Annotated in this window: 23 protein-coding genes and 2 pseudogenes; 20 read left to right on the top strand and 5 right to left on the bottom strand. The window is 67.9% G+C overall.

Going from position 1 to position 22,917, the window contains the following annotated elements; translation table 11 throughout:
• The first annotated feature begins 22 nt into the window (after window positions 1–22).
• From mltA to BN118_RS01490, 4 genes and pseudogenes are all read left to right on the top strand, one after another.
• Window positions 23–1,312: a murein transglycosylase A gene (gene mltA, locus BN118_RS01505; RefSeq protein WP_003815379.1), complete on the top strand. Its 1,290-nt coding sequence runs from the start codon at window positions 23–25 to the stop codon at window positions 1,310–1,312.
• Entirely contained in the window at window positions 1,309–2,478 is a 1,170-nt protein-coding gene (locus BN118_RS01500; RefSeq protein WP_010931378.1) for a UbiH/UbiF family hydroxylase, read from the top strand. The genes mltA and BN118_RS01500 overlap by 4 nt, the downstream gene beginning before the upstream one ends.
• Window positions 2,475–3,314, top strand: coding sequence for a thiol:disulfide interchange protein DsbC (gene dsbC / locus BN118_RS01495; protein ID WP_010931379.1), 840 nt, complete (start codon window positions 2,475–2,477; stop codon window positions 3,312–3,314). Before BN118_RS01500 ends, dsbC begins: the two co-directional genes overlap by 4 nt.
• A gap of 27 nt (window positions 3,315–3,341) precedes the next feature.
• Window positions 3,342–4,309 (top strand): annotated as a pseudogene (locus tag BN118_RS01490) (D-2-hydroxyacid dehydrogenase family protein).
• Window positions 4,310–4,321: 12 nt separating this feature from the next.
• Here BN118_RS01490 and BN118_RS01485 read toward each other — a convergent pair.
• Window positions 4,322–5,272, bottom strand: a complete 951-nt coding sequence (locus BN118_RS01485; protein WP_005012067.1) for an IS481-like element IS481 family transposase — start codon at window positions 5,270–5,272, stop codon at window positions 4,322–4,324.
• 121 nt (window positions 5,273–5,393) lie between these two features.
• Between BN118_RS01485 and BN118_RS01480 the strand changes: the two genes are divergently transcribed.
• Window positions 5,394–6,647 carry a CaiB/BaiF CoA transferase family protein gene (locus BN118_RS01480; RefSeq protein ID WP_010929806.1) on the top strand — a complete coding sequence of 418 codons (1,254 nt, stop codon included), beginning with the start codon at window positions 5,394–5,396 and terminating at the stop codon, window positions 6,645–6,647.
• On the opposite strand, the gene BN118_RS01475 is transcribed toward BN118_RS01480, so the two are convergent.
• On the bottom strand, window positions 6,625–7,587 hold the full coding sequence (locus BN118_RS01475) for a LysR family transcriptional regulator (protein WP_014905439.1): 963 nt from the start codon (window positions 7,585–7,587) through the stop codon (window positions 6,625–6,627). The genes BN118_RS01480 and BN118_RS01475 overlap by 23 nt on opposite strands.
• A gap of 131 nt (window positions 7,588–7,718) precedes the next feature.
• Here BN118_RS01475 and BN118_RS01470 point away from each other — a divergent pair, with 131 nt between their 5' ends.
• The 3 genes and pseudogenes from BN118_RS01470 to BN118_RS21300 all read left to right on the top strand — a co-directional run bounded on the left by BN118_RS01470 (window position 7,719) and on the right by BN118_RS21300 (window position 10,472).
• A complete protein-coding gene (locus BN118_RS01470) occupies window positions 7,719–8,213 on the top strand; it encodes a MaoC family dehydratase (protein ID WP_010929804.1) in 495 nt (164 codons plus the stop codon).
• Complete coding sequence (locus BN118_RS01465) at window positions 8,213–9,445, top strand: CoA transferase (RefSeq protein WP_010929803.1); 1,233 nt, start codon at window positions 8,213–8,215, stop codon at window positions 9,443–9,445. Before BN118_RS01470 ends, BN118_RS01465 begins: the two co-directional genes overlap by 1 nt.
• Window positions 9,446–9,508: 63 nt before the next feature.
• A pseudogene (locus BN118_RS21300) lies at window positions 9,509–10,472 on the top strand (Bug family tripartite tricarboxylate transporter substrate binding protein).
• Here the strand turns inward: BN118_RS21300 and BN118_RS01445 are convergent.
• On the bottom strand, window positions 10,459–11,445 hold the full coding sequence (locus tag BN118_RS01445) for a LysR family transcriptional regulator (RefSeq protein WP_010929802.1): 987 nt from the start codon (window positions 11,443–11,445) through the stop codon (window positions 10,459–10,461). The pseudogene BN118_RS21300 and the gene BN118_RS01445 sit on opposite strands and share 14 nt — an antisense overlap.
• Before the next feature lie 143 nt (window positions 11,446–11,588).
• On the opposite strand from BN118_RS01445, the gene BN118_RS01440 reads away from it, so the two are divergent.
• Together BN118_RS01440 and BN118_RS01435 are read left to right on the top strand one after the other, a co-directional pair.
• A complete protein-coding gene (locus tag BN118_RS01440; protein ID WP_010929801.1) occupies window positions 11,589–11,993 on the top strand; it encodes a RidA family protein in 405 nt (134 codons plus the stop codon).
• A 156-nt stretch (window positions 11,994–12,149) separates the two neighbouring features.
• Window positions 12,150–15,521, top strand: coding sequence for a molybdopterin-dependent oxidoreductase (locus BN118_RS01435; RefSeq protein ID WP_227914916.1), 3,372 nt, complete (start codon window positions 12,150–12,152; stop codon window positions 15,519–15,521).
• 45 nt (window positions 15,522–15,566) lie between these two features.
• Here BN118_RS01435 and BN118_RS01430 read toward each other — a convergent pair whose 3' ends face one another.
• Window positions 15,567–16,517: an IS481-like element IS481 family transposase gene (locus BN118_RS01430; RefSeq protein WP_010929577.1), complete on the bottom strand. Its 951-nt coding sequence runs from the start codon at window positions 16,515–16,517 to the stop codon at window positions 15,567–15,569.
• A gap of 137 nt (window positions 16,518–16,654) precedes the next feature.
• Between BN118_RS01430 and BN118_RS01425 the strand changes: the two genes are divergently transcribed.
• From BN118_RS01425 to BN118_RS01375, 10 genes are all read left to right on the top strand, one after another.
• Window positions 16,655–17,134 carry a hypothetical protein gene (locus tag BN118_RS01425; protein WP_014905437.1) on the top strand — a complete coding sequence of 160 codons (480 nt, stop codon included), beginning with the start codon at window positions 16,655–16,657 and terminating at the stop codon, window positions 17,132–17,134.
• A 40-nt stretch (window positions 17,135–17,174) separates the two neighbouring features.
• Entirely contained in the window at window positions 17,175–17,300 is a 126-nt protein-coding gene (locus tag BN118_RS21000; protein ID WP_019247982.1) for a hypothetical protein, read from the top strand.
• A 67-nt stretch (window positions 17,301–17,367) separates the two neighbouring features.
• Entirely contained in the window at window positions 17,368–17,745 is a 378-nt protein-coding gene (locus BN118_RS01415; protein WP_010926411.1) for a hypothetical protein, read from the top strand.
• Window positions 17,742–17,924: a hypothetical protein gene (locus tag BN118_RS01410; protein WP_010926410.1), complete on the top strand. Its 183-nt coding sequence runs from the start codon at window positions 17,742–17,744 to the stop codon at window positions 17,922–17,924. Before BN118_RS01415 ends, BN118_RS01410 begins: the two co-directional genes overlap by 4 nt.
• Before the next feature lie 3 nt (window positions 17,925–17,927).
• The gene (locus tag BN118_RS01405) at window positions 17,928–18,914 is read left to right on the top strand and encodes a recombinase RecT (protein ID WP_014905436.1); all 987 of its coding nucleotides are present in this window, start codon (window positions 17,928–17,930) and stop codon (window positions 18,912–18,914) included.
• Entirely contained in the window at window positions 18,911–19,558 is a 648-nt protein-coding gene (locus BN118_RS01400) for a YqaJ viral recombinase family protein (protein ID WP_010929848.1), read from the top strand. Before BN118_RS01405 ends, BN118_RS01400 begins: the two co-directional genes overlap by 4 nt.
• Before the next feature lie 57 nt (window positions 19,559–19,615).
• A complete protein-coding gene (locus BN118_RS01395) occupies window positions 19,616–20,143 on the top strand; it encodes a hypothetical protein (RefSeq protein ID WP_010929847.1) in 528 nt (175 codons plus the stop codon).
• A gap of 36 nt (window positions 20,144–20,179) precedes the next feature.
• Entirely contained in the window at window positions 20,180–21,364 is a 1,185-nt protein-coding gene (locus BN118_RS01390) for a hypothetical protein (protein ID WP_041166122.1), read from the top strand.
• On the top strand, window positions 21,354–21,716 hold the full coding sequence (locus BN118_RS01385) for a hypothetical protein (RefSeq protein ID WP_023853043.1): 363 nt from the start codon (window positions 21,354–21,356) through the stop codon (window positions 21,714–21,716). Before BN118_RS01390 ends, BN118_RS01385 begins: the two co-directional genes overlap by 11 nt.
• Window positions 21,717–21,828: 112 nt before the next feature.
• The gene (locus tag BN118_RS01375) at window positions 21,829–22,029 is read left to right on the top strand and encodes a helix-turn-helix transcriptional regulator (protein WP_010926403.1); all 201 of its coding nucleotides are present in this window, start codon (window positions 21,829–21,831) and stop codon (window positions 22,027–22,029) included.
• Here BN118_RS01375 and BN118_RS20615 read toward each other — a convergent pair.
• Window positions 22,026–22,589, bottom strand: a complete 564-nt coding sequence (locus BN118_RS20615) for a site-specific integrase (protein ID WP_227914919.1) — start codon at window positions 22,587–22,589, stop codon at window positions 22,026–22,028. The genes BN118_RS01375 and BN118_RS20615 overlap by 4 nt on opposite strands.
• Window positions 22,590–22,917: the final 328 nt, after the last annotated feature.

The following is a 22,917-nucleotide window of genomic DNA, read 5'->3' as shown; positions in this document are numbered from 1 at the left end:
GTGATTTTCCGATCCGCATTCCATGAAGCGACTTCTCTGTCTGTCCCTGCTGTCCGTATTGCTGGCGGCGTGCACGACCCCATCGCAGATTCCGCCCGAGACGGCGCCCGGCGGCGTGCCGCCGGCGGCCGAAGGTCCGCTGGTCGTGCCGCCGCTGTCGGCGCTGTCCGACACCCCGCCGCGCGCGCTGGCCGGGCGCTACCAGCGCGTTGCCTGGACCGAGCTGCCCAACTGGGAGAGCGACGACCTGTCGCGCTGGTGGCCGCTGTTCCTGCGCAATTGCAAAGGCCTGATGCGGCCGACCAGCGGTAACCTGGCGGCGCCGGCACGCGCCACGCCGCGCGCCTGGCAGCCCGTGTGCGCGGCGGCGGTCGACCCGTCCAAGGCGCCGGCCGCCGGCGACAGCGCGGCGGTGCGGCGCTTCCTGCAGACCTGGCTGCAGCCCTGGCGCATCGCCGGCGCCGACGGCCGTCCCGCCACCAATACCGTCACCGGCTACTACGAGCCGCTGGTGCGCGGCTCGCGCCGCCAGGGCGGCCGCTACCAGTGGCCGCTGTATGCCGTGCCGGCCGACCTGCTCGTCGTCGACCTGGGCTCGGTCTATCCCGACCTGACCGGCAAGCGCGTGCGCGGCCGGCTCGACGGCCGCCGGGTCGTGCCCTACGACACGCGCGCCGCGATCGAGGCGGGCGACCGCAAGCCGCCGGCCATCGTCTGGGTGGACGATCCGGTCGACAATTTCTTCCTGCAGGTCCAGGGGTCGGGCCGGGTGCAGCTGACCGATGGCCCCGACCGCGGCACCACGATCCGCGTCGCGTACGCCGACCATAACGGCCAGCCCTATGCCTCCATCGGCCGCTGGCTCATCGACAAGGGCGAGCTGCGCGCCGACCAGGCATCGATGCAGAACATCCGTGCCTGGGCCCAACGCAATCCCTCGCGCGTGCAGGAAATGCTCAACGCCAACCCGGCGGTGGTCTTCTTCCGCGAAGAGGCGGTGGTCGATCCGGAGCAAGGGCCCAAGGGGGCCTATGGCATCCCGTTGGCGCCGCAGCGCTCGATCGCGGTCGACGCCGGTTTCGTGCCGCTGGGCACGCCGGTCTACCTGTCGACCACGCTGCCGGCCTCCGACCGGCCCCTGCAGCGCACCGTGTTCGCGCAGGACACCGGCACGGCCATTCGCGGCGCGGCGCGCGCCGACTTCTATTGGGGCTACGGCGAGGAAGCCGGCCAGCAGGCCGGGCGCATGAAGCAGCGCGGCCAGATGTGGCTGCTGTGGCCCAAGCAGGCCGGGGAGCCGTCGGCGCGATGAAACCCCAGATCGTGATTTGCGGCGCCGGCATCGTCGGCCTGGCCAGCGCCCTGGCGCTGGCGCGCCGCGGGCAACGGGTGGCGGTGCTGGCGCCGCGCGCGCCGGTGCCGGCGGCCGAGCCCGATCGCTATCATCCGCGCGTCTACGCGATTTCGCCCGCCAGCCAGCAATTCCTGGCCGGGCTGGGCGTGTGGGACGCCATGCCGGCGGCCCGCCTGACGCCGGTGCAGGCCATGGAAATCCATGGCGACGGCGACGGCCTGGTACGCCTGAACGCCTGGCAGGCGGCGCAGCCGCAATTGGCCTGGATCGTCGAATCCGGCGAGATCGAACGGGTGCTGATGCAGGCGGTGCAGATGTTCGGCATCCCCTGGATCGCCGAGCGCTGCGTCGGCTGGCGTGCCGGCGAGGTCGAGACCGATGGCGGCCAGCGCCTGCGCGCCGAGCTGTTCGTCGGCGCCGACGGCGCCGCCTCGCCGCTGCGAAAGGCCGCCGGCCTGCGCCACGACGCCACCCCGTATGACGACACCGGCCTGGTGACGCACCTGGACGCCGAGCGCGCCCACCACGGCACGGCGTTCCAATGGTTTCGCGACGACGGCGTGCTGGCCTTGCTGCCCATGCCGGATACCGCCGACGGGCCGCAGGTTTTCATGGTGTGGTCGATGCGCACCCCGCAGGCGCAGGCCTTGCAGGCCATGGAGCCGGCCGTCCGCGCGGCCGAGCTGGAGCGCCTGCTGGCTTGCGCCTCGCAGGGGCGGCTGGGGCGGCTGCGCGTACGCAGCCCGGTGCTGGGTTTCCCGCTTACGCTGGAGCGCGCCCAGATGGTGGCGCCGGGCATCGCGCTGGCCGGCGACGCCGCGCACCGGCTGCACCCGCTGGCCGGCCAGGGGCTGAACCTGGGCCTGGGCGACGTCGAGGCGCTGGCCTGCGCGGTCGGCGACCGGGAACCCTTTCGCGGTCCCGGCGATCTACGGGTATTGCGGCGCTACCAGCGCGCCCGCGCCGAGCCCGTGCTGGCCATGCGCATGGCCACCGACGGCCTGCATCGCCTGTTCGGGGCGCGCGGCGCGCCGCTGGCCTGGCTGCGCAACGCGGGCATGCAATGGGTGGATGCCGTGCCGTTCATCAAGCGGCAACTCATCGAAGGGGCCTCGCGCAATTGAGCGGGCCGTCGTTTTCAGGAGCAGGTATGAATTTCCGGATCACAGTCTGGTGCGCCGCCGCCGCGGTGTGGAGCTCGGGCGCCCTGGCGCAGGATGGTGCCGGCCAGGCCGCCCCGGGCACGCCGGACAAGGTCTACTCGACCACCGGGAGCGCGCCCGCCAAGCCGGGCGACAAGGTGTATTCCACCCGTTCGGCGCAGGCGCCCGATCCGCAGGCCGATGCCGTCAAGGAGCGGTTCGCGCAGCGTTTCGAGGGGTTCGACGTGACGGCGGTGCGACGCACCCCGTACGGGCTGTTCGAGGTGCAGATCGGAACGGATTTGCTGTACACCGATGAAAAGGTCACCTGGGTCATGGAGGGGCCGCTCATCGACGCCCTGACCCGGCGCGATGTCACCCGCGAACGCCAGGAAAAACTGTCCAGCGTCCCGTTCGAGGAGCTGCCGCTGGACCTGGCGGTCAAGCAGGTCAAGGGCGACGGTTCGCGCGTCATGGCCGTATTCGAGGATCCGAACTGCGGCTATTGCAAGCAACTGCACCGCACGCTGGAGGACATGGACAACATCACGGTCTACACCTTCCTGTATCCGATCCTCTCGCCGGACTCGACGACCAAGGTGCGCGACATCTGGTGCGCTTCGGATCCTGCCAAGGTCTGGAAAGACTGGATGGTGCGCGGCCAGCGTCCGCCCACCGCCGAGTGCGATGCGCCGGTCGACCAATGGCTGGCGCTGGGCCGCCAGCTGATGGTGCGCGGCACGCCCGCGATTTTCTTCAAGAGCGGCGGCCGCGTCAGCGGCGCGCTGCCGCGCGACGAACTCGAAGCGCGTCTGTAGCCCGCCGGCGGCCCCAAGGAGGCTGGGATGCATATTGCGATACTGGTGACTACCACGGCGTGGCCGAGCGCTATGCCGACTGGACCACGCTGGGCGCGCAGGCGCGCGTGCAGGTATTTCGCGACGCGCTGCCTTCGGGGCCCGCGCGCGCCGTGGCCTTGCAGCCTTTCGATGTCATCGTGGCGATGCGCGAGCGCACGCCGTTTCCGGCCGAACTGATCCAGGCGCTGCCCGCGCTGCGGCTGCTGGTGACGACCGGCATGCGCAACAACGCCATCGACATGCAGGCCTGCGCCGCGGGCGGCATCCTGGTGTGCGGCGCGCCCGGCAGCGCCGAGGCCGGCGCCGCCACGGCCGAGCTGGCCTGGGCCCACATCCTGGCGCTGTTCAAGCGCCTGCCGCAGGAAGATGCCGCCATGCGCCGCGGCCTGTGGCAGACCGGCATGCCGCAGCCGCTGGCACGCAGGCGGCTGGGCGTGCTGGGCCTGGGCAAGCTGGGCAGCGCGGTGGCGCAGGTGGGGCGCGCGTTCGGCATGGAGGTGGTGGCCTGGAGTCCCAACCTCACCGACGAGCGCGCCGCCCAGGCCGGCGTGACGCGGGTGGACAAGCACACCCTGTTTTCCACCGCCGACGTGGTCAGCCTGCATCTGATCCTCGGCGAGAGCACCCGCCACATCGTCGACGCGGCCGCGCTGTCGGCCATGAAGCCCAGCGCCTACCTGGTCAACACCTCGCGCGCCGGCCTGGTCGACCAGGACGCGCTGCTGGACGCGCTGCGCAAGGGCCGGCTGGCCGGCGCCGGGCTGGACGTCTACGAGAGCGAGCCGCTGCCCCCCACCGATGTCTGGCGCACGCTGGACAACGTGCTGCTTACGCCGCACCTGGGTTATGTGAACGCGGAGAACTTCCAGGCGTTCTATGCCAATGCGCTCGAGGCCGTGCGCGCCTGGGCCGCGGGCGCGCCGGTACACGTGCTGGGCGGCGCCCGGGGCTGAGCCCCTGGCGCCCTAGCTGTGAACTGTCAATAGGTTGTATTCGTCCAGGTTGAGTCTGGAGATGGGTACAGCGCGCCCGATGCCTTGGTGGGGTCGATGCCAGTTGTAGTGGTGTAGCCAGGATTTCATGGCATCGGCTCGGTGTTGGGAGTTCTGGTAGGTGTGAGCGTAAGCCCACTCACGCAAGGCCGACTGGATGAAGCGTTCGGCCTTACCATTGGTCTGTGGGCGGTAAGGTCGGGTAAAGCGGTGCTTGATGCCCAGCTCATGGCACAGCGCGGCGAAGGCGCGGCTGCGAAAGGCCGAGCCATTGTCGGTGAGCAAGCGCTGGATGGTCACGCCCAGGCGCTGGTAGTAGGCCACTGCGTCCTTGAGGAACTGGACGGCGCTGGGGAAGCGCTCGTCGGGGTGGATGTCGGTGAAGGCCACGCGGGCGTGGTCATCGATGGCCACGAAGACGAAGTCCCAGCCGGCCCCCTCAACGGTATCGCGTCGGTTGCCCGTGACCCGGTGGCCAGGGCGCTGGATACGTCCCAGCTTCTTGATGTCGATGTGCAGCAGATCGCCGGGGGCCTGATGCTCGTAGCGCACCACCGGCTCGGCCGGCTCCAGGTCGGCCAGGTGCGACAGACCGGCGCGGGCCAGGACGCGGCTGACGGTGCTGGCTGACACGCCCAGCGCCTGGGCGATGCGCGCTTGGGTCAGCCGCTTGCGGCGCAGCTCCACGATAGCCAGCGCCTTGGCCGGCGCAATCGCTCGGGGCGAGACCGTCGGGCGCGAGGACGCATCGGCCAAGCCCGCCTGGCCCTGAGCCAGGAAGCGGCCCAGCCATTTGCGCACAGTCGGCGCGGTGACCCCATAGGCGCGGGCCGCTTCAGGCACACAAACTTGATGGGCGATCAATTGCTGGACCATTTCGAGTCGACGTAGGAAGGTCAATCGGGCATGCTTATGGGTGTTCATCCGGCCGGGCTCCTTGAGTGAACTGGGGGGGTGGCGATTTCCAGTTTCTCAAATCCGGTTCGGATGAACCATGCATACAACCTATTGAATCTTCACAGCTAGCCTGCGAGAGTGACAGCAGATGCAGTCGTTCTACCAGGAGCCAGCAGTGGCAGCAGATCTCAAAGAAGCCCCGCACCCGCCCAAGGCCTTGTCGGGGTTGCGGGTATTGGATATCGCAACCTTTCTCGCCGCGCCGTTTTGCGGAACCATCATGGCCGACTTCGGCGCCGACGTCATCAAGATCGAGCAGCCCAGGGGCGGCGATTCGCTGCGCAAGTTCGGCACGCCCTCGCCGTGCGGCGATACGTATATGTGGATGAGCGAGGCGCGCAACAAGCGCTTCGTCACGCTGGACCTGCGCACCCCGGAGGGCGCGGCGCTGTTCAAGGAGCTGGTGCGCGAGTCCGATGTGGTGCTGGAGAACTTCCGGCCCGGCACCCTGGAGAAATGGGGGCTGGGCTACGACGTCCTGTCCGAACTGAACCCCGGCCTGATCCTGCTGCGCGTAAGCGCCTATGGGCAGGATGGGCCCAAGCGCGAAGAGCCGGGGTTCGCCCGCATCGCGCATGCCTTCGGCGGCCTGGCGCACCTGGCCGGCGAGCCGGACGGCCCGCCAGTCGTGCCGGGCTCGACCTCGCTGGCGGACTATATCTCGGGGCTGTGGGGCGCCATCGGCGTGCTGATGGCGCTGCAGGCGCGCAACCACACCGGCCTGGGCCAGGTCGTCGATATCGGCCTGTACGAGTCCGTGTTCCGCCTGCTGGACGAACTCGCGCCCGTGTACGCGGCCACCGGCTTCGTGCGGCGCCGGTTGGGCGCGGACGTTCCGAACGTCGCGCCGCACAGCCATTACCAGACCCGCTGCGGCCAATGGGTGGCGATTGCGTGCAGCAACGACCGGATGTTCGAGCGCCTGGCCAGCGCGATGGGCGCGCCCGGGCTGGCCGGCGACGCCAGATTCGCCACCGCCGCGGCCCGGGCGGAAAACCGGCAGGCCATCAATGCGCTGGTGGCGGCGTGGAGCGCGCGCTTCGATCTGCAAGCCTTGCTCGATCTTTGCCGCAACGAGGGCGTGCCGTGTTCGAAGGTGTACTCGATCGAGGACATCTTCCAGGACGAGCAATACCGGGCGCGCGGGAACCTGATGGAAGTCGATGATCCGCGCATCGGCAAGACGGTGCTGCCGGCGTCCGTCCCCAGGCTGTCCGGCACGCCGGCCCGGTTCCTGCGGGCCGGCGGCGCGCTGGGGCAGGACAACGCCGGGGTGTACGAAGAGCTGCTGGGCGTGTGCGGCGAGCGGCTCGCGGCGCTCAGGCAGACGGGCGTCGTGTAGTCGCCCGGGCGGTTCGCCGCCCGAGCGGCCCGTGGATCAGGTCGCGCACCAGCTGCGCCAGCCTGGCGGCCGCGGGCGTCAGCTTTCTATGCCGCAACCGGACGATCGCCACGTCCCGGGTCATCCGGGGGCTCGCGATGGGCAGCACCTGCACGTCCTTGTGCGGCTTCGCGGGCAGGACCATGGCCGGCAGCACTGCCGCGCCGAGTCCGGCGGTGGCCATCGATATCAGCGTCTGCGCCTGCGAAAACTGGAACTTGGCGTTGATCGTCAAGCCGCGGCTGCGCGCCGTATTGTCGATCAGGGCGCGCAGCGCCGTACCGGGGTTGAGCAGCAGCAGCGGCATCGAAGCCAGCCGCGCCAGGGTGATCTGCTCGGCGGTGTCGGGGAAAAGATTCCTGGGCACCACCGCGTACAGGTTCTCGGTCAGGATGGGTTCGAAATCGAATTCCGGCAGCTCCATGATGGGGCCTATGCCGAAGTCCGCCTGTTCGCGGCGCACCGTCTCGAACATATCGCCCGAGGTCAGCTCCCGCACGAACACTTCCACGCCGGGATAGTCGCGCTCGAACGCCGCCAGGATGGGCGCGAGCCGCGTCGATGACACGGTGGTCGAGCACGAGAGGAAAATACGGCCGCGCTTGAGGTCCACCGTTTCCTGGATCTGCCGCAGCCCGTTTTCCATTTCGTGGACCGCCCGGCGCGCGCTCTCCAGCAATTGCGCGCCTTCGGCGGTCAACCTGACCTGCCGCGTGGTCCGATGGAAAAGGTCCACGCCCAGCTGCGCTTCGAGCTGCTTGATCTGCCCCGTCACCGCGGCCTGGGACCGGTGCGACAGCTCGGCGGCCTGCCGGAAGCTGCAATGCTCGGCCACCAGCATGAACGTATGCAGCAGCTTCAGATTGATGTTCGGTAACGGTCGACTCTTTTCTTTGCCCATGCGGCCAGCTCCGGTCGCGGCGCGCCGGCTGGCGCGGCCGCGGACTTCGATAGATGAATAATCGATAAGATTAATCACATAATAACTTTGCGCAAGCCTCCTATGATGCTTTCCGTGCATCACAGGAGAGCATGAGCATGGACGCCAAGAGTATGCTGCTGGCCCGGGGCCGGTTGCTGGAGGATTTCAAGACCGGTGATCAGTACGCGCACTGGCCCGGCCGGACGATCACCGAGGCGGACAATATCCAGTTCAGCCTGCTGACGATGAACCGCCACCCGACCCATTGCGACCATCACTACGCCTCGCAGACGGAATTCGGCAAGCCCCTGGTCAACAGCGGCCTGACCCTGGCGATCGTGCTGGGCATGAGCGTCGACGATATCAGCGCCAACGCCGTCGCCAACCTCGGGTGGCAGGAGATCGAATTGCTGGCGCCCGTGCATCCCGGCGACACCGTGTACGCGCGCTCCGAGGTGCTGTCGGTCCGCGAGAGCAAGTCCCGTCCCGGCCAGGGTGTGGTGACCGTGCGCACCGAAGGCGTGCGCGCCGACGGGGTCGTCTTCATGCGCTTTGTCCGCAGCTGCCTGGTTCCGTCGCGGGCCTCGCTCGCAGGGGCGCGGTAGTGAACCTGGATTTCCTCAAAGGGGTGCGGGTCATCGAAAGCTCCGCCTTCATCGCCGCCCCCCTGGCCGGCCTGACCCTGGCGCAGTTCGGCGCCGAGGTGATCCGGCTGGACATGACAGGCGGAGGCATCGACTACGAGCGCATGCCCCGCATGCCCGGCGGAACAAGCCTGTACTGGACGGGCCTGAACAAGCAGAAGCGTTCCGTGGCGCTGGACCTGCGCAAGCCCGAAGGCCGCGACCTGGCCAGAAAGCTGGTGTGCGCGCCGGGGCCGGACGCCGGCATCCTGCTTACCAACATCGGCGTGTCCTGGCTGTCCCACGCCGCGCTGGCCGAGGGCCGCCCGGACGTCATCACCTGCACCATCGAAGGCAACGCGGACGGCTCGAGCGCGGTCGACTATACGGTCAATTGCGCCACCGGCTATCCGCATGCCACCGGCGACGGACGCGAGCCGGTCAACAGCCCGCTGCCGGCCTGGGACGCGTGCTGCGGCTATCAGGCCGCGATGGCGGTGGTGTCGGTGGTGCTCAGGCGGCGCCAGACAGGCCAGGGCGCGGAGCTGCGGCTGGCGCTGTCGGACGTGGCGTTTGCGCTGATGTCGCACCTTGGCACGCTGGCGCAGGCCGAGCTGCTGGGCGAGGACCGCGAGCCCTTGGGCAATCATCTCTACGGCGCCTTCGGCAGGGACTTCGTCACCCGCGACGGAAACCGGGTCATGGTCGCGGCCATTTCGAAAGGGCAGTGGCAAAGCCTGGTGCGGACATGCGGCCTGGCCGAGGCGGTGGCCGCCATCGAAGCGCGCACCGGCGCCAAGCTGGCCGAGGAGGCGCAGCGCTTCGCGCACCGGGACGCCATCGCCGCCGCCTGCGAGCCCTGGTTTCGGGCCCGCATGCTGGCGCAGGTCAGAACCGCGCTCGACGCGGGCGGCGTCTGCTGGGGCCTCTACCAGACAGCCACCCAGATGCTGGCCCGGGATGGCCGGGCGGGCAGCGCCAACCCGCTTTTCGAGCGGATCGCGACGGCCGGCGCCGGCGAACACTGGGCGCTCGGCACGTCGGTGCGCGAGCCGCGCGCCATGCGCCGGCCTACCCAGGGCGCCAGCCGGCTGGGCCAGCACACCGACCAGGTGCTGGGCGAGCTGCTTGGCCTGAGCGCCCGGCAACTATCGGACCTGCATGCCGCCGGCGTGGTGGCGGGACCATCCGGCGACCCACGGGGCGCCCATTAGGCAGCTGGGCGGGCGCTTGCCCGGATCAGCTAGCAAAAAGGCTTTTACAACAAGGAGACTGTCATGACATTGCGCTTTGCTTCGCTGGCCGCGGCACTTTGCATACTGGCGCCCCAGGCGCACGCGACCCAGTCCTACCCTGACAAGCCGGTGCGCATCATCGTGCCGTGGACGCCCGGCCAGGCCACCGACGTGGCCGCCCGCGCCGCGGGCGAAAAGCTGGCCGCGGCGCTGGGCCAGCCGTTTATCGTGGAAAACAGGGCAGGGGCCGGCGGCACCATCGGCGCGACGGCGGTGGCCAAATCGGAGGCGGACGGATACACCTTGCTGGCCGGCTCGTCCGGTTCGGTGACGGTCAACCCGCTGCTCATGAAAAGCGGCTTCTCGCCGTCCGATCTCGAACCGGCCGGACTGGTCGCGAAGGTGCCCTATGTGCTGGTGACCTCGTCCAGCTTCCCGGCCAAGAGCGCGCAGGAATTGATCGACCTGCTGCGCAAGAGTCCGGAAAAGTACACGTTCGCCTCGTCGGGCAACGGATCCATCGGACACCTCACCGCGGAAGTCTTCATGGACAGCGCGGGCATCAAGGCCCAGCACATTCCGTACAAGGGCAGCGCCGCGGCGCTTACCGATGTCCTGAGCGGGCAGGTCTCGTTCATGTGGGACTCGGTCGCGTCGGTGGCCCCGCACGTGAAATCCGGACGCGCGCGCCTACGCCGTCTCTTCCGCCCAGCGCTCGGCCAGCATGCCGGATGCGCCGGTGCTGGCCGAAGTCAGCGAGATCAAGGGCTTCGACATGGTTGCCTGGGTCGGGCTGATGGCGCCCAAGGGCACTCCCGAGGACCGCCTGGAGCGGATCAACCAGGCCTTGCTCGAGTCCTTGCGCGCCAGCGATGTCGCCAGCCAGTTCGTCACCCTGGGCATCGACCCCTATCCCGCATCGCGCCAGGAAGCCAGGAAAGTACTGGCCGTCGAAAACCAGCGCGTCAGCGAGATGATCCAGCGCCTCGGCATCACGCCCCAGTGATATCGGGCGGCGCAGCGTCCGGTCCGCCTGGCAGCCTGGCGGACCGGCGTGGCGGCGGCGCGTCCGTCACGGGCGCATGCCGCGCCATCAGCTCCACGATCCAGTCGATGAACGCCCGCAGCTTCGCGCTGACATGCCGGTTCTGCGGATACGCGATATACAGGGGCATGGGGTCGAGCCGCCAGTCGCCGAACAGCCGTATCAACGCGCCGCGCTCGACGTGCGCCTCGGCCATGTAAGTCGGCACCCCGATCACCCCCATGCCGGCCAGGCCCGCGGCAAGATAGGCATTGCCTTCGTCCAGCAGCAGGGCATGGCGGCCCGCCACCTCGATGCGCTCGTCCGCCCGCTGCATGGCGCAGGGAAACAGACGGCGCGCGCGCGACCACGAGAAGCCGACGATGCGGTGCCGGGCGTCTTGCAGCTCGCCCGGATGGGCGGGCACGCCGGCGCGCGCCAGATAGCCGGGCGCGGCGTAGACGCCCAGCTGCAGGTCGCCCACGTGGCGTGCCGCCAGCGACAGGTTGCTGATCTGGCCGCCCCGGATGACGCAATCCACGTTCTCGTCGATCAGGTCCACCTCCCGGTCGCTGACGCCCAGATGCAGCAGGATGTCCGGATACCGCGCCTGGAAGGCCGGCAGCGCCGGGACCAGGATCGTGCTGGCGAACGGGCTGGGCACATCGACCCGCAGCCTGCCCCTTGGCGTGGCCGACGCGCCGGACAGGCTGGTCTCGGCGTCCTCCAGGTCGGCCAGCAGCTGCTGCACCCGCTCGTAGTAGGCGGCGCCGTCGGCGGTGGCGTTGACCTTGCGCGTGGTGCGATTGAGCAGCCGCACGCGCAGGCGCGCCTCCAGTTGCTGCACCAGTTGCGTCACGCTGGTCTTGCTCATGTGCAGGGTGTCCGCCGCCTTGGTAAAGCTGCCGGTCTCCACTACACGGGCGAATGCCCGCATTGCATCGAAACGATCCATCGTTGTTCCAGGCTGTCCGATTGTTTGGATTCTACAAACAATGTTGGGTGCGATCGCTTGTTTATCGGTCCGGCCGCGCTCATTAAAGTGGATCGCACTGCCCAGACGGGCACGTTTCAATCACCCATGATGGAGAGGCTTCAATGTCCGCACGCAACGTGGTTTTCCCGGCCGGCCGCCAGGCCTTGTACGACCGCAACCGCTATTCGCCGGCCATCCGGTCCAACGGCTTTCTGTTCGTTTCCGGCCAGGTCGGCAGCCAGGAAGACGGCTCGCCGAAACAGGGGCTGCAGGAACAGGTCCGCCAGGCATTCGACAACCTCAATGCCATCCTGGCCGCCGCCGGGTGCAGCTTCGAAGACGTCGTCGACGTCACCGTGTTCATGGTCGACCCCCAATCCCGGTTCGAGCAGATCTGGGAAGTGGTGCCCGAGTACTGGGGCCAGGCGCCGCATCCCACCCTGACCGCCGTGGGCGTGACCTGGCTGTATGGCTTCGATTTCGAGATCAAGGTGATCGCGAAACTGCCGCGGGCCGGCGAGGGCTGAGGCGGCCGTTGGAGGCAGCGCCTTTCTGGACCGGCCGCGCTGCCTCTGGCGGCCCTTACCCATATCCGTGTTTCCCCTCATTCTTATGTAATGCGTCACGCGCTACTATTCGCCCAAGTTAAGTAGCGCGTCACGCATTACATGGGCAAGGGCAACATGAAGCAAGTCACGGGGTACTGCACGCTGTGCCGGTCGCGCTGCGGATCCGTCAACCACGTTGAGAACGGCCGGCTGGTCGCCGTGACGCCGCTTGCCGGCCATCCGACGGGCGGCGCCCTGTGCGCCAAGGGTCGCGCGGCGCCGGAAATGATGGCCGAAAGCCATCGCCTGCTGCGCCCGCTCAGGCGGACCAATCCGCGCGGCGCGGCCGACCCCGGCTGGCGGGAAATCGAGTGGTCCGAAGCCCTGGACGAAGTGGCCGCGCGGCTGGCGGTCGCGCGCCGGCGCGATGGCGCCGAAAGCGTTGCGTTCGCCGTCACCACGCCCAGCGGCACGCCCATGGTGGACAGCTTCGAGTGGGTCGAGCGATTCGTGCGGGTGTTCGGCAGCCCCAACCTGATCTACGCGGTCGAGGTCTGTGGCTGGCACAAGGACTATGCCCATGCGCTGACCTTCGGGCGCGGCATCGGCGTGCCGGACCTGGAGCACACCGACACCATGCTGCTGTGGGGCCACAACCCCGCGCGGACCTGGCTGGCGCAGGCCGCGCGGATCGCGGCGGCGCGCCAGCGCGGGGCAAGGGTGGTGGTGGTGGATCCGAATCGGGAGGGATCCAGCCAGCAGGCGGACTTGTGGCTGCGGGTGCGCCCCGGCGCCGATGGCGCGCTCGCGCTGGGCGCCATACGCCACCTGCTGCATACCGGCCGCTTCGACCACGACTTCGTGGCGCGCTGGAGCAACGGGCCGTACCTGGTGGACGGCGCAAGCGGCGCCTTGCTGCGCGCCGTGGATTTGTGGCCCGACGCCGACCCGGCCGCGCGGGTGGTGATGCAGGACGGCAGCCCGGCCGCCAGCGGCCGCGGCGCGGATACCGCGCGGGCCGAGCTGTTCGGATCCTGGACCTTGCGCCTGCACGACGGCCGCGCGTGCGAGGCCGTGACGGTCATGCACGCCTTGCGGGTAGCGGTGGAGCGCTACACGCCGGACGAGGTCGCCAGGCTGGCCTGGCTGGACGAGGCCGAGCTGGCGCAATTCAACGCCATCTTCGAGAACGCGCCCCGGCTGTCCTATCACTCCTGGACCGGCGTCGGCCAGTATACCAACGCCACCCAGACCGACCGCGCCATCGCCACGCTATACGCCTTGACGGGCGCATGCGACAGAAAGGGCGGCAACCTGTGGACCGTGGCGCCGCCGTATCGCGCCGTCAACGGGTATCGGGAGCTGCTGTCGCCGGTGCAACGCGCCAAGGCGCTGGGGCTGGACGAACTGCCCCTCGGGCCGCCCAGCCTGGGATGGATCACGGCGCGCGACTTCTGCCGGGCCGTCCTGCAACAGGACCCCTATCCGGTGCGCACGCTGGTCAGCTTCGGGTCGAACCTGCTGGTCTCGCAGGCCGAGACCGCCCGCAATCTGGAGGCGCTGCAGGCCCTGGACTTCCACGTGCACGTCGACATGAGCATGAACCCGACCGCCATGAACGCGGACATCGTCCTGCCGGCCAACATGCCCTGGGAGCGCGAAGCGCTGAAGCTGGGTTTCGAGATCACGCAGGCGGCCGTGGAGCACGTGCAGCTGCGCCCCAGGATGGTGGAGCCCGCCGGCGAGTCGCGCGCGGACTACGAGATCGTGCTGGAGCTGGCGCGCCGCCTGGGGCTGCGCGATGCGTTCTTTGGCGCGGACATGGATGCGTGCTGGAACCACCAGCTGGCGCCGTTGGGTATCGATGTGCAGGCCTTGCGCAGGCAGCCCGAGGGCATCCGCTTTCCGCAGCCGTTTGTCCATGAGAAGTACAAGGCCGTGCGCGACGGGCAGCCCGTCGGCTTTCCCACGCAGGACGGTAGGGTGCAAATCCACTGCGCGGCCCTGCGCGACATCGGCCAGCCCGCGCTGCCCGTCCATGTCGAGCCGGCCGATACGCCGGCGCGGCACGCCGGCGCATACCCGCTGGTCATGAGCACGGCCAAGAGCGGCTGGTTCGTGCATTCGTCGCACCGGTACGTCGCTTCGTTGCGGCGCAAGTCGCCCGAGCCCCAGGTGTACCTGAGCGTCCAGGCCGCGCGGGCCCGCGGCATAGCCAGCGGGGATTGGGTGCGCGTGCGCACGCCCTACGGCGAAGTCGCCCTGCGCGCGAAAATCAACGCCGATCTGCACGAGAACGTGGCGATCGCCGAATTCGGCTGGTGGCAGGGCTGCGAGGGACTGGGGCGCGTCGACGGCGCCATCGTCGGGCCCGCGTCCAGCAATATCAACGCCATCATGACGGATCGCCACCGCGATCCGGTCAGCGGCTCGGTGCCCCTGCGCGCCACGGTGTGCGACATCGTGCGCGACGACGCGCGCAACCGCGGCAGCTGGAGCGGCGCGCGCGAATTCGTGCTGGCGCAAAAGCGCGGCATCGCGCACGACGTGGCGGAGTTTCGCCTGCTTCCCTGCGACGCGCAGGCGTTGCCCGATTTCCTGCCGGGGCAGCACGTCATCGTGTCCATGCCCGGCGGCGCTGCCCGGCGCGCGTACTCGCTTACCGGCCCCAATCGCGAACCCGCCCACCTGTCGATCGCCGTGCGGCGCGTACGCGACGGCGATGGCCCCGCCGGGGTGATGTCCAATGCGCTGCATGAGCTGGCCGAGGGCGCGCGCGTGCTGCTGTCCGCGCCGGCGGGCGTCTTCACGCCGCCCTTGCGCACGGCGCGGCCCGTGATACTGATGGCCAGCGGCATCGGCATTACCCCTTTTCATGGCTACCTCGAGGCGCTGGCGCAGGATGCCGGGCCTGCCCCGTCGGTGCTGCTGGTGCACGCCTGCCGCGATGGTTCGTCGCACCCGTACGGGGCCGAGCTCAAGCGGCTGGCGCAGCGCATCGGCTCGGTGTGCACGCTGACCGTGTATGCCGAGCCGGCAAGCGACGACGCGCCGGGCCGCGATTACCAGCAGCGCGGCCGGCTGGATTTCGCGTGGCTGCCGCCGGCGACGGTGGCGGCGCGGCCGCTGGTCTACCTGTGCGGCTCGCCGGGTTTCCTGGCGTTCTGCACCGACGCGCTGGCGGCGCGCGGCATCCCGCGTTTCGACATTTTCTCGGAAACGTTCACCAGCGAAAAACGCGTGCCGGCCACCCTGGCGCCCCAGCCGATCGAGATCGAGGCAGAGCAGGGCGGCTTCACCTGGGACCCCTCGGCCGGCACCTTGCTCGACGCCGCCGAGCGCGCCGGCCTGTCCCTGCCGAGCGGGTGCCGCGTCGGCCAATGCGAGAGCTGCGCCATGCACATCGTTTCCGGGCAGGTGGCCCACCTCATTGACTTCGATGGTTCCGCGGACACCTGCCTGACCTGCCAGGCGGTTCCGATCACGCCTTTGACGCTGCGCAGGTAATCCTATTCTTGCCTTCCTCAGGAGTTTGCCATGCCCAACAATCATCTAGCTGTGAACTGTCAATAGGTTGTATTTGTCCAGGTTGAGTCTGGAGATGGGTACAGCGCGCCCGATGCCTTGGTGGGGTCGATGCCAGTTGTAGTGGTGTAGCCAGGATTTCATGGCATCGGCTCGGTGTTGGGAGTTCTGGTAGGTGTGAGCGTAAGCCCACTCACGCAAGGCCGACTGGATGAAGCGTTCGGCCTTGCCATTGGTCTGTGGGCGGTAAGGTCGGGTAAAGCGGTGCTTGATGCCCAGCTCATGGCACAGCGCGGCGAAGGCGCGGCTGCGAAAGGCCGAGCCATTGTCGGTGAGCAAGCGCTGGATGGTCACGCCCAGGCGCTGGTAGTAGGCCACTGCGTCCTTGAGGAACTGGACGGCGCTGGGGAAGCGCTCGTCGGGGTGGATGTCGGTGAAGGCCACGCGGGCGTGGTCATCGATGGCCACGAAGACGAAGTCCCAGCCGGCCCCCTCAACGGTATCGCGTCGGTTGCCCGTGACCCGGTGGCCAGGGCGCTGGATACGTCCCAGCTTCTTGATGTCGATGTGCAGCAGATCGCCGGGGGCCTGATGCTCGTAGCGCACCACCGGCTCGGCCGGCTCCAGGTCGGCCAGGTGCGACAGACCGGCGCGGGCCAGGACGCGGCTGACGGTGCTGGCTGACACGCCCAGCGCCTGGGCGATGCGCGCTTGGGTCAGCCGCTTGCGGCGCAGCTCCACGATAGCCAGCGCCTTGGCCGGCGCAATCGCTCGGGGCGAGACCGTCGGGCGCGAGGACGCATCGGCCAAGCCCGCCTGGCCCTGAGCCAGGAAGCGGCCCAGCCATTTGCGCACAGTCGGCGCGGTGACCCCATAGGCGCGGGCCGCTTCAGGCACACAAACTTGATGGGCGATCAATTGCTGGACCATTTCGAGTCGACGTAGGAAGGTCAATCGGGCATGCTTATGGGTGTTCATCCGGCCGGGCTCCTTGAGTGAACTGGGGAGTTGGCGATTTCCAGTTTCTCAAATCCGGTTCGGATGAACCATGCATACAACCTATTGAATCTTCACACCTAACCCCCACCCGCCCCGGTAGGGGCTAGGAGATAACTGTGTCCGATACCAAGGCCACCCTCAAATTCGAAGTCACGCTCGCTGATCTGCGCCGCGATGGTGCATGTTTCGAGGGCTACAACAAGGTCGTCCGTGCCGTTCAGGGCCGTGAGTTTTCCGGCGATGACAGCGAGCGCGAAAGCTATATCAAGTTTTCACATGCCGAGCCGGTCGCGTTGACGGCCATCCTCGCAAGCAACGGCCTGGATGACGCGCTGTGGGCGCTTCGCTGCGTGCCCGGTGTTGATCGCGATGCGCGCCTGTTCGCCGTCTGGTGCGCTCGCCAAGTTGAACATCTGATGACGGATCAGCGAAGCAAGGACGCGCTGGACGTGGCCGAGCGTTTCGCCAACGGCGAAGCCACCGAGGAAGAGCGGGCCGCTGCCAGGGCCGCTGCCAGGGACGCTGCCTGGGCCGCTCAAAAAGAGATGTTCATTGCCATGTGCGAGGGCCGTGCGCCCTGGCAGCAGACCACTTGACCTTCCCCACCCGCCCCGGGTGCCGGGGACAGGAGACACCATGGAAACCACTTACATCAGCGATGAGCAGGCGGTGCAGGTAATGGCCCAGCTCGGCGGTTCGTTCATGAAGCAGCTTGCCCGGCTTTGGATGACGGCCGACCCGCTGCGGCGCGCGCGCGCCTGAAAGAGGCGTTCCGCGACGACTTCGACCGTTACCGCGACATGGCTGCACGGTCGGACGAGGCCTGACCATGCTTCCCCTCACCTACCCCACCGAGTGCGGCACGGCTGCGGTCGTGCGCCCGCTGACCGACGCCGAGCGGCTGGCCGAGCTGCGGCGCGACCTCGATGCCGACCTGCATTACGCCCTGGTGGCGCAGCGCTGCGTGCGCTGGCCCTATGGCGATCCGGAGCTGGTCGCCGAAGCGCTGTACGCGGCCACGATCGGCGATGCGCAATCCGAAGCGGCGTTCTCGCTGCTGGTCCGTGCCGCGGCGCGCGGAGAGTCCGCGGTGTCGGTCGGCACGCTGTTTGTCGAGTGGACCAAGCTGGCCCGCGCCCGACTGCTGGACACGCTGGTCGAGCTGACCGAGGACGGCCAGCGCGTCACCTTCGGGAGCCGGCAATGAGCCGCCGCCTCATCGCCTACCTGCGCGCCACGCGCCTTGACCTGGACCTGGCCGGATACGCCGCCATGGTCGCCGCGCTGGCGGTAGCCACCGGCCTGATCGGCCCGACCCTCGACGCCCGATCCACCCTCACCGCCTGCGAAGGCTGCGGCAAGACCGCAGTCGCCGCGAAGGAATAACCCTTGAACAACCTCGCCGTCATCACCCAGGACATTTACAACGCCCGCGAGTCCTTCGCGGCCGTGCTGACCGATCAGAGCATCAGCTTCGAGAAGGAAGCGGGCTTCGCCATCCAGGTGCTGCAGAACAATGACTACACCCTGAAGGTCGCGACGGGCAACCGCCAGTCTGTGATCAACGCGGTGACGAACGTGGCCGCGATTGGCATCAGCCTGAACCCCGCGAAGCGCCAGGCGTACCTGGTGCCGCGCGACGGCCGGATCTGCCTGGACATCAGCTACATGGGCCTAATCGACCCGGCCGTGGCTACCGGCTCCATCCGCTGGGCCCAGGCCGAGCTGGTGCGTTCCGCCGACACGTTCGCCCTGAATGGCTTCGATGCCCCGCCCACGCACGTCTTCAATCCCTTCAGCAAAGAACGGGGCGAAATCATCGGGGCCTATGTGGTGGTCAAGACCGCCGACGGCGACTACCTGACCACGCCAATGAGCCGGGACGAAATCGACGGGATCATGAACCGGTCCCAGTCGGTGAAGTCCGGAAAGTCGTCGCCCTGGAAGACCGACTACGGCGAGATGGCCAAAAAGACGGTGGTGAAGCGCGCCTACAAATACTGGCCGAAGAACGACCGCCTGTCGGAGGCGATCCACCACCTGAACACAGACGGCGGCGAAGGCCTGGCCACCACCGCCAGCGCGCCGGTCGATCCCGACCTGCTGCCGCGCCTGCGCAAGGCCGTGGATGCGGCCCGGGATGCCGCCGCCCTGGAGAAGGTCTGGAAAGACGGCTTGGCCGAGGTGCGCGCCACGCGGGACATGGCCATCTACAACGCCTTCAAGTCCGCGGTGGCGGCGCGAGGCGCCGTGCTGCGCGGCGAGGCGGTACCCACCGAACCCCCGCCAGATGGCGGCAAGACCATCGACGAGCCGCCCCGCGACCCGTCCGACGACGGCTTCGGCCGCGATGACCAAGGAGGTATCCAGGAATGAACCGCTACATCCTCTCCCCCCATGAGCAGGGCAGCGACGGCTGGCTGCCGGACCGCTGCGGCCGCGTCACCGGGTCGCGCGCCGCCGACATGCTGGCGATGACGGCCAAGAAGGAATGGTCGACCAAGCGCGCCGACTACAAGTTCGAGCTGGCCATCGAAGTACTGACGGGCATGCCCCAAGGCAGCGATTACACCAGCAAGGAAATGCAGTGGGGCATCGATCAGGAGCCGTTCGCCCGCATGGCCTACGAAGAAGCGTCCGGCAATGTCGCCATCGAAAGCGGCTTCATGTACCTGCCCGACGTGGCGGCCGGATGCAGCGTTGACGGCCTGTTCGTGGAAGACGGCCGGCGCGGCGTGCTCGAGACGAAGTGCCCGAAAAGCACCACGCACATCCGCTATCTGGAAGCGGGCACGCTGCCGGACCAATATCGCCCGCAGTGCCTGCACAACGTCTGGGTCACCGGTGCGGAGTTCGCCGACTTCGTGTCGTTCGATCCACGGTTCCCGGAAGAGCTGCAGCTGTTCGTCTGCCGCTTCATCCCAACCGCCAAAGAGCTGGCCGACCACGAAAAGGCCGTTCTCCAGTTTCTGGCCGAGCGCGATGAGCTGGTTGTTCAGCTGAAGCGCCTGGCCGCCTGATCTCCCTGGGCGGCGCCCGCCCTATTACCCACGTAGCACCACTTGGAGCCCTGCCCTATGTTCTCCCTGCAAGAGCAAACCGCGATCCTCGCGCACCTGAATGTGCGCACCGAGCGCCACGGCGACGAGCCGGCCGGCGGCGCCGACCTGAAGATCAGCTTCACGACCGGCAACGGCATCCTGTCGGAGTTCCATCCGCGGCTGCGCCATGGCCTCTACAAGGCCGAGGAAGCGCCGAACCAGGCCGAAATGGCCGTCGGCGAAGCATTGACCGAACGGATCTACGCCGACCTGATCGACCGCGTGCGCCTCAAGCACGACCTAAAGGGCGCCAAGGTGCTCATCGGCTTCGGCCTGGGCGGTTCGTCCGACATCCAGATGGACCCTGTAGACGTCGACGGTTTCCAGGCGGAACTGCACGAAGGCGGCAGCGTGACGCTCACGTTCCGCGTGAAGTGCCACCCCACGGGCGAGCAGGTGAAGAAGCTGCACGAGGTGCTGGGCAACGAAATCACCATCAGCGTGACGCCGGCGATCGAAAAGCAGGGCGCGCTGGGCCTGAACCTGGAGCCGGAAGCGGCGTAACGATTCCCCCCAACGCAGTACCCCATAGGAGCAGTGATGGAAAACCAGCACCAGAAGATCAAGGGCTATCGCGATCTGTCGCAGGCCGAAATCGACGCCATGAACGAAGCCAAGGCACTGGCCGAGCAATGCGGCGCGCTCGTGCAGAAGTTGCGCGCCCCTGTAGCCGATGAGCGGGCGCCCCACATCAAGGCGCTACAGGATCTACGCCTGGGCGTAGAAATGGACCAGCACTGCATGGAGGACGGCGATGCGAAGCTCGCAGCCCTTGACGCCGCCATCACTGCCTTACGCTGGTCAGCCGGCGCGTTGCAAGCGCTCAATATCGAAGCTGACAAGATCACGCTGGATGGTGAAACGCGCACCGTTGGCGATATTCTGGACCACGCCGATCGGGCCCTGGCAAGCGCCCCTGTAGCCGGGGAGGCGCAGCCGGTTATTCACCAGCACGGCTTCGCGGCCGACAACCAGAGACTGCGGGCTATCAACGAATCGCTGGACAAGCAACTCGAAGAGGTAATGACCGAGCGCGACGAGTACCACGACATGGCCGACAAGCTGGCGAACGCCATTGCTCACCATCTGCTGGTGGAAATCGGCGAACACAGCAGCAGCAATTGCCCCTGGATGCGTGCGCTGGATGCCATCGAGAATGCCGCGCCCCAGGCCAGCGCCTATGGACATAAGCCTGAGCCTCTGGACACAAGCCCTGGACATAGCGCGCCCCAGGCCCCTGCTGGATGGCGTTGGACGCTGCACCCGGCAGGGCTGCATCCTGATGTGTACGCGGCAGCGGCGGCCCGGGACAGCGCCGAGGACGTGCGCAATGCGGCACTGGAGGAAGCGGCGCAGGTGCTTGATCGTCTGCATTATGAGAATCGACGGTACCACACCAAATTCCGTCAGGCGGCGAACGCCGTCCGCACCCTCAAGTCCACCCCCGCGCCCACGGCGGCAGAGGACAGCCAGGCCAGCGAGGCGGTGCGTGATGCCGATATACCGGCATCGCTCGTTCAACTGGTAGCCGCCGTCAAGGGCATGACCAAGCTGTATCCGCACGTCTGGGACCGCACTGACGGCGGTCTGGTGGTGTTCCCCGAGAACGTCGCCCGGTTTGACGCCGCGTTTGACGCACTGCGAATTGCCGTTGGCGAAGCGGCCGACGATGACGAAACCGCTGTCCTGGCCGCGCGCAAGGAGGGGGACGGCAATGCGAACTGACCGCGAACTGTTGGAGCTGGCGGCAAAGGCAGCCGGCATGGGGGTATGGCCCGGCACCGGCTTCCAGGCGCACATGCTGTTCACGCGGCCGGCCAAGGCCGACCCAGACGGGAAGGTGGCGGGCATCGAATGGAACCCGCTCACCGACGACGGCGATGCGCTGCGGCTGGCTGTGAAGCTGCGCCTGTGGGTCCATGTCGATGACTATGGTGGCTCTGCACGGCGCCCCGGCGATACCTGGTTTGGATGTGCGGCCCACAAGTACGGCGGGATTGAGGCCGCCACCCGCCGCGCCATCGTCCGTGCCGCTGCCGAGATCGGCGCCAAGATGCAGGAGGCCGCCCATGCCTGACCTGCCCTACCTCGCCCTGCTGGGAATCGCCGTGGGCGCCGTAGTGGTGCTCGCCCTGGCACTGCACCGCTGGCTGAACCGAGAAATCGAAAAGGAAGAACGGGAGGAATAGATGGAAGACCGCTTTATCACACACACCGAAATCGCCAGCCTCCTGCAGCTGAATCCCGCGCATGTGCGTGACAGGCTGACCAAGCGGAAGGACTTTCCCCGCCCCTTCATTTTCGGCGGCGCGCGCCGCTGGAAGTACAGCGAGGTCGAGGACTGGATTGATGGCCGGCGCCAGGCTCCCGATGGCAGGCGCGCGGCTTAATCCAGTTTCTTGGCGATATCCGCGGCGCTCTCGCGGTAATAGATCATGAGGCTGCGCGGATCCCGGTGCCCGACCATCCTGGCCAGTTCCAGGATGGACAGCTTCTTCGATAGCCTCGTGAGTGCTGTAGCGCGGGCGTCGTGGAACGTGGCCCCGTCGACTTCAGCGATGGCCTTACCCTGCCGGAAATACACATCACGCAGCGCCGGCGTGATCGTGAAGACCTTGACATCGTTCAGGCCGGCCAGGCTCTTGAACAGCGCAACGGCCCGCGAGGACAGAGGCACCGCCCGGCGGTCACCATTCTTCGTCTGGTCCAGTTGCGCTACCCGCTTTTTCAGGTCTACCTGCGAGTGCTCCAGCGACAGCAGCTCGCCTGACCGCATGGCGGTTTCGAGGGATAGCAGGAAACAAACGGCTGTCTGCTGGCGGGCGGTCACCACCTTCTGCCCTTCTTCCCAGCCGAGCGCCAATACGAGGCGGTCTACTTCGTCCTGGGTGTAAATTCGCTCACGATGACGGCCCTCTGGCGGCATCGTCAGGTCCAGCCAGGGGTTCATCCTTCAGGTTCCTCCATTCGCGCCTGGCGTAACCCCAGGCGGCCCGCAGGAGGGCAATATCACGCCGTACCGAGACGGGCTGCACCTGCGCCAGCCGGCGATCACGCCATGCGCCGAGGTCCGCGGTACTGATGGTGTGGATGAGCTTGGCGCAAAGATCCGCCTCTTCTTTCAAGAAGCGCGCGATCCGGACCCGCTCCCAGCGGTGCCCCTTGTTCCGAGGGGATATCTCGTCGCAGTACCGCTGTAGCACTTGCGCAACAGATTTCGGGGTGATTCCCCCACGGCGATGGTCGCCAGCTCCGTTTCCCGGGCCGCGGCCCACTCC

The organism is Bordetella pertussis 18323 (assembly GCF_000306945.1).
Classification (GTDB): domain Bacteria; phylum Pseudomonadota; class Gammaproteobacteria; order Burkholderiales; family Burkholderiaceae_B; genus Bordetella; species Bordetella pertussis.
The sequence above is the reverse complement of the archived record's forward strand: the minus strand, read 5'-3'. Positions and strand labels throughout refer to the sequence as shown.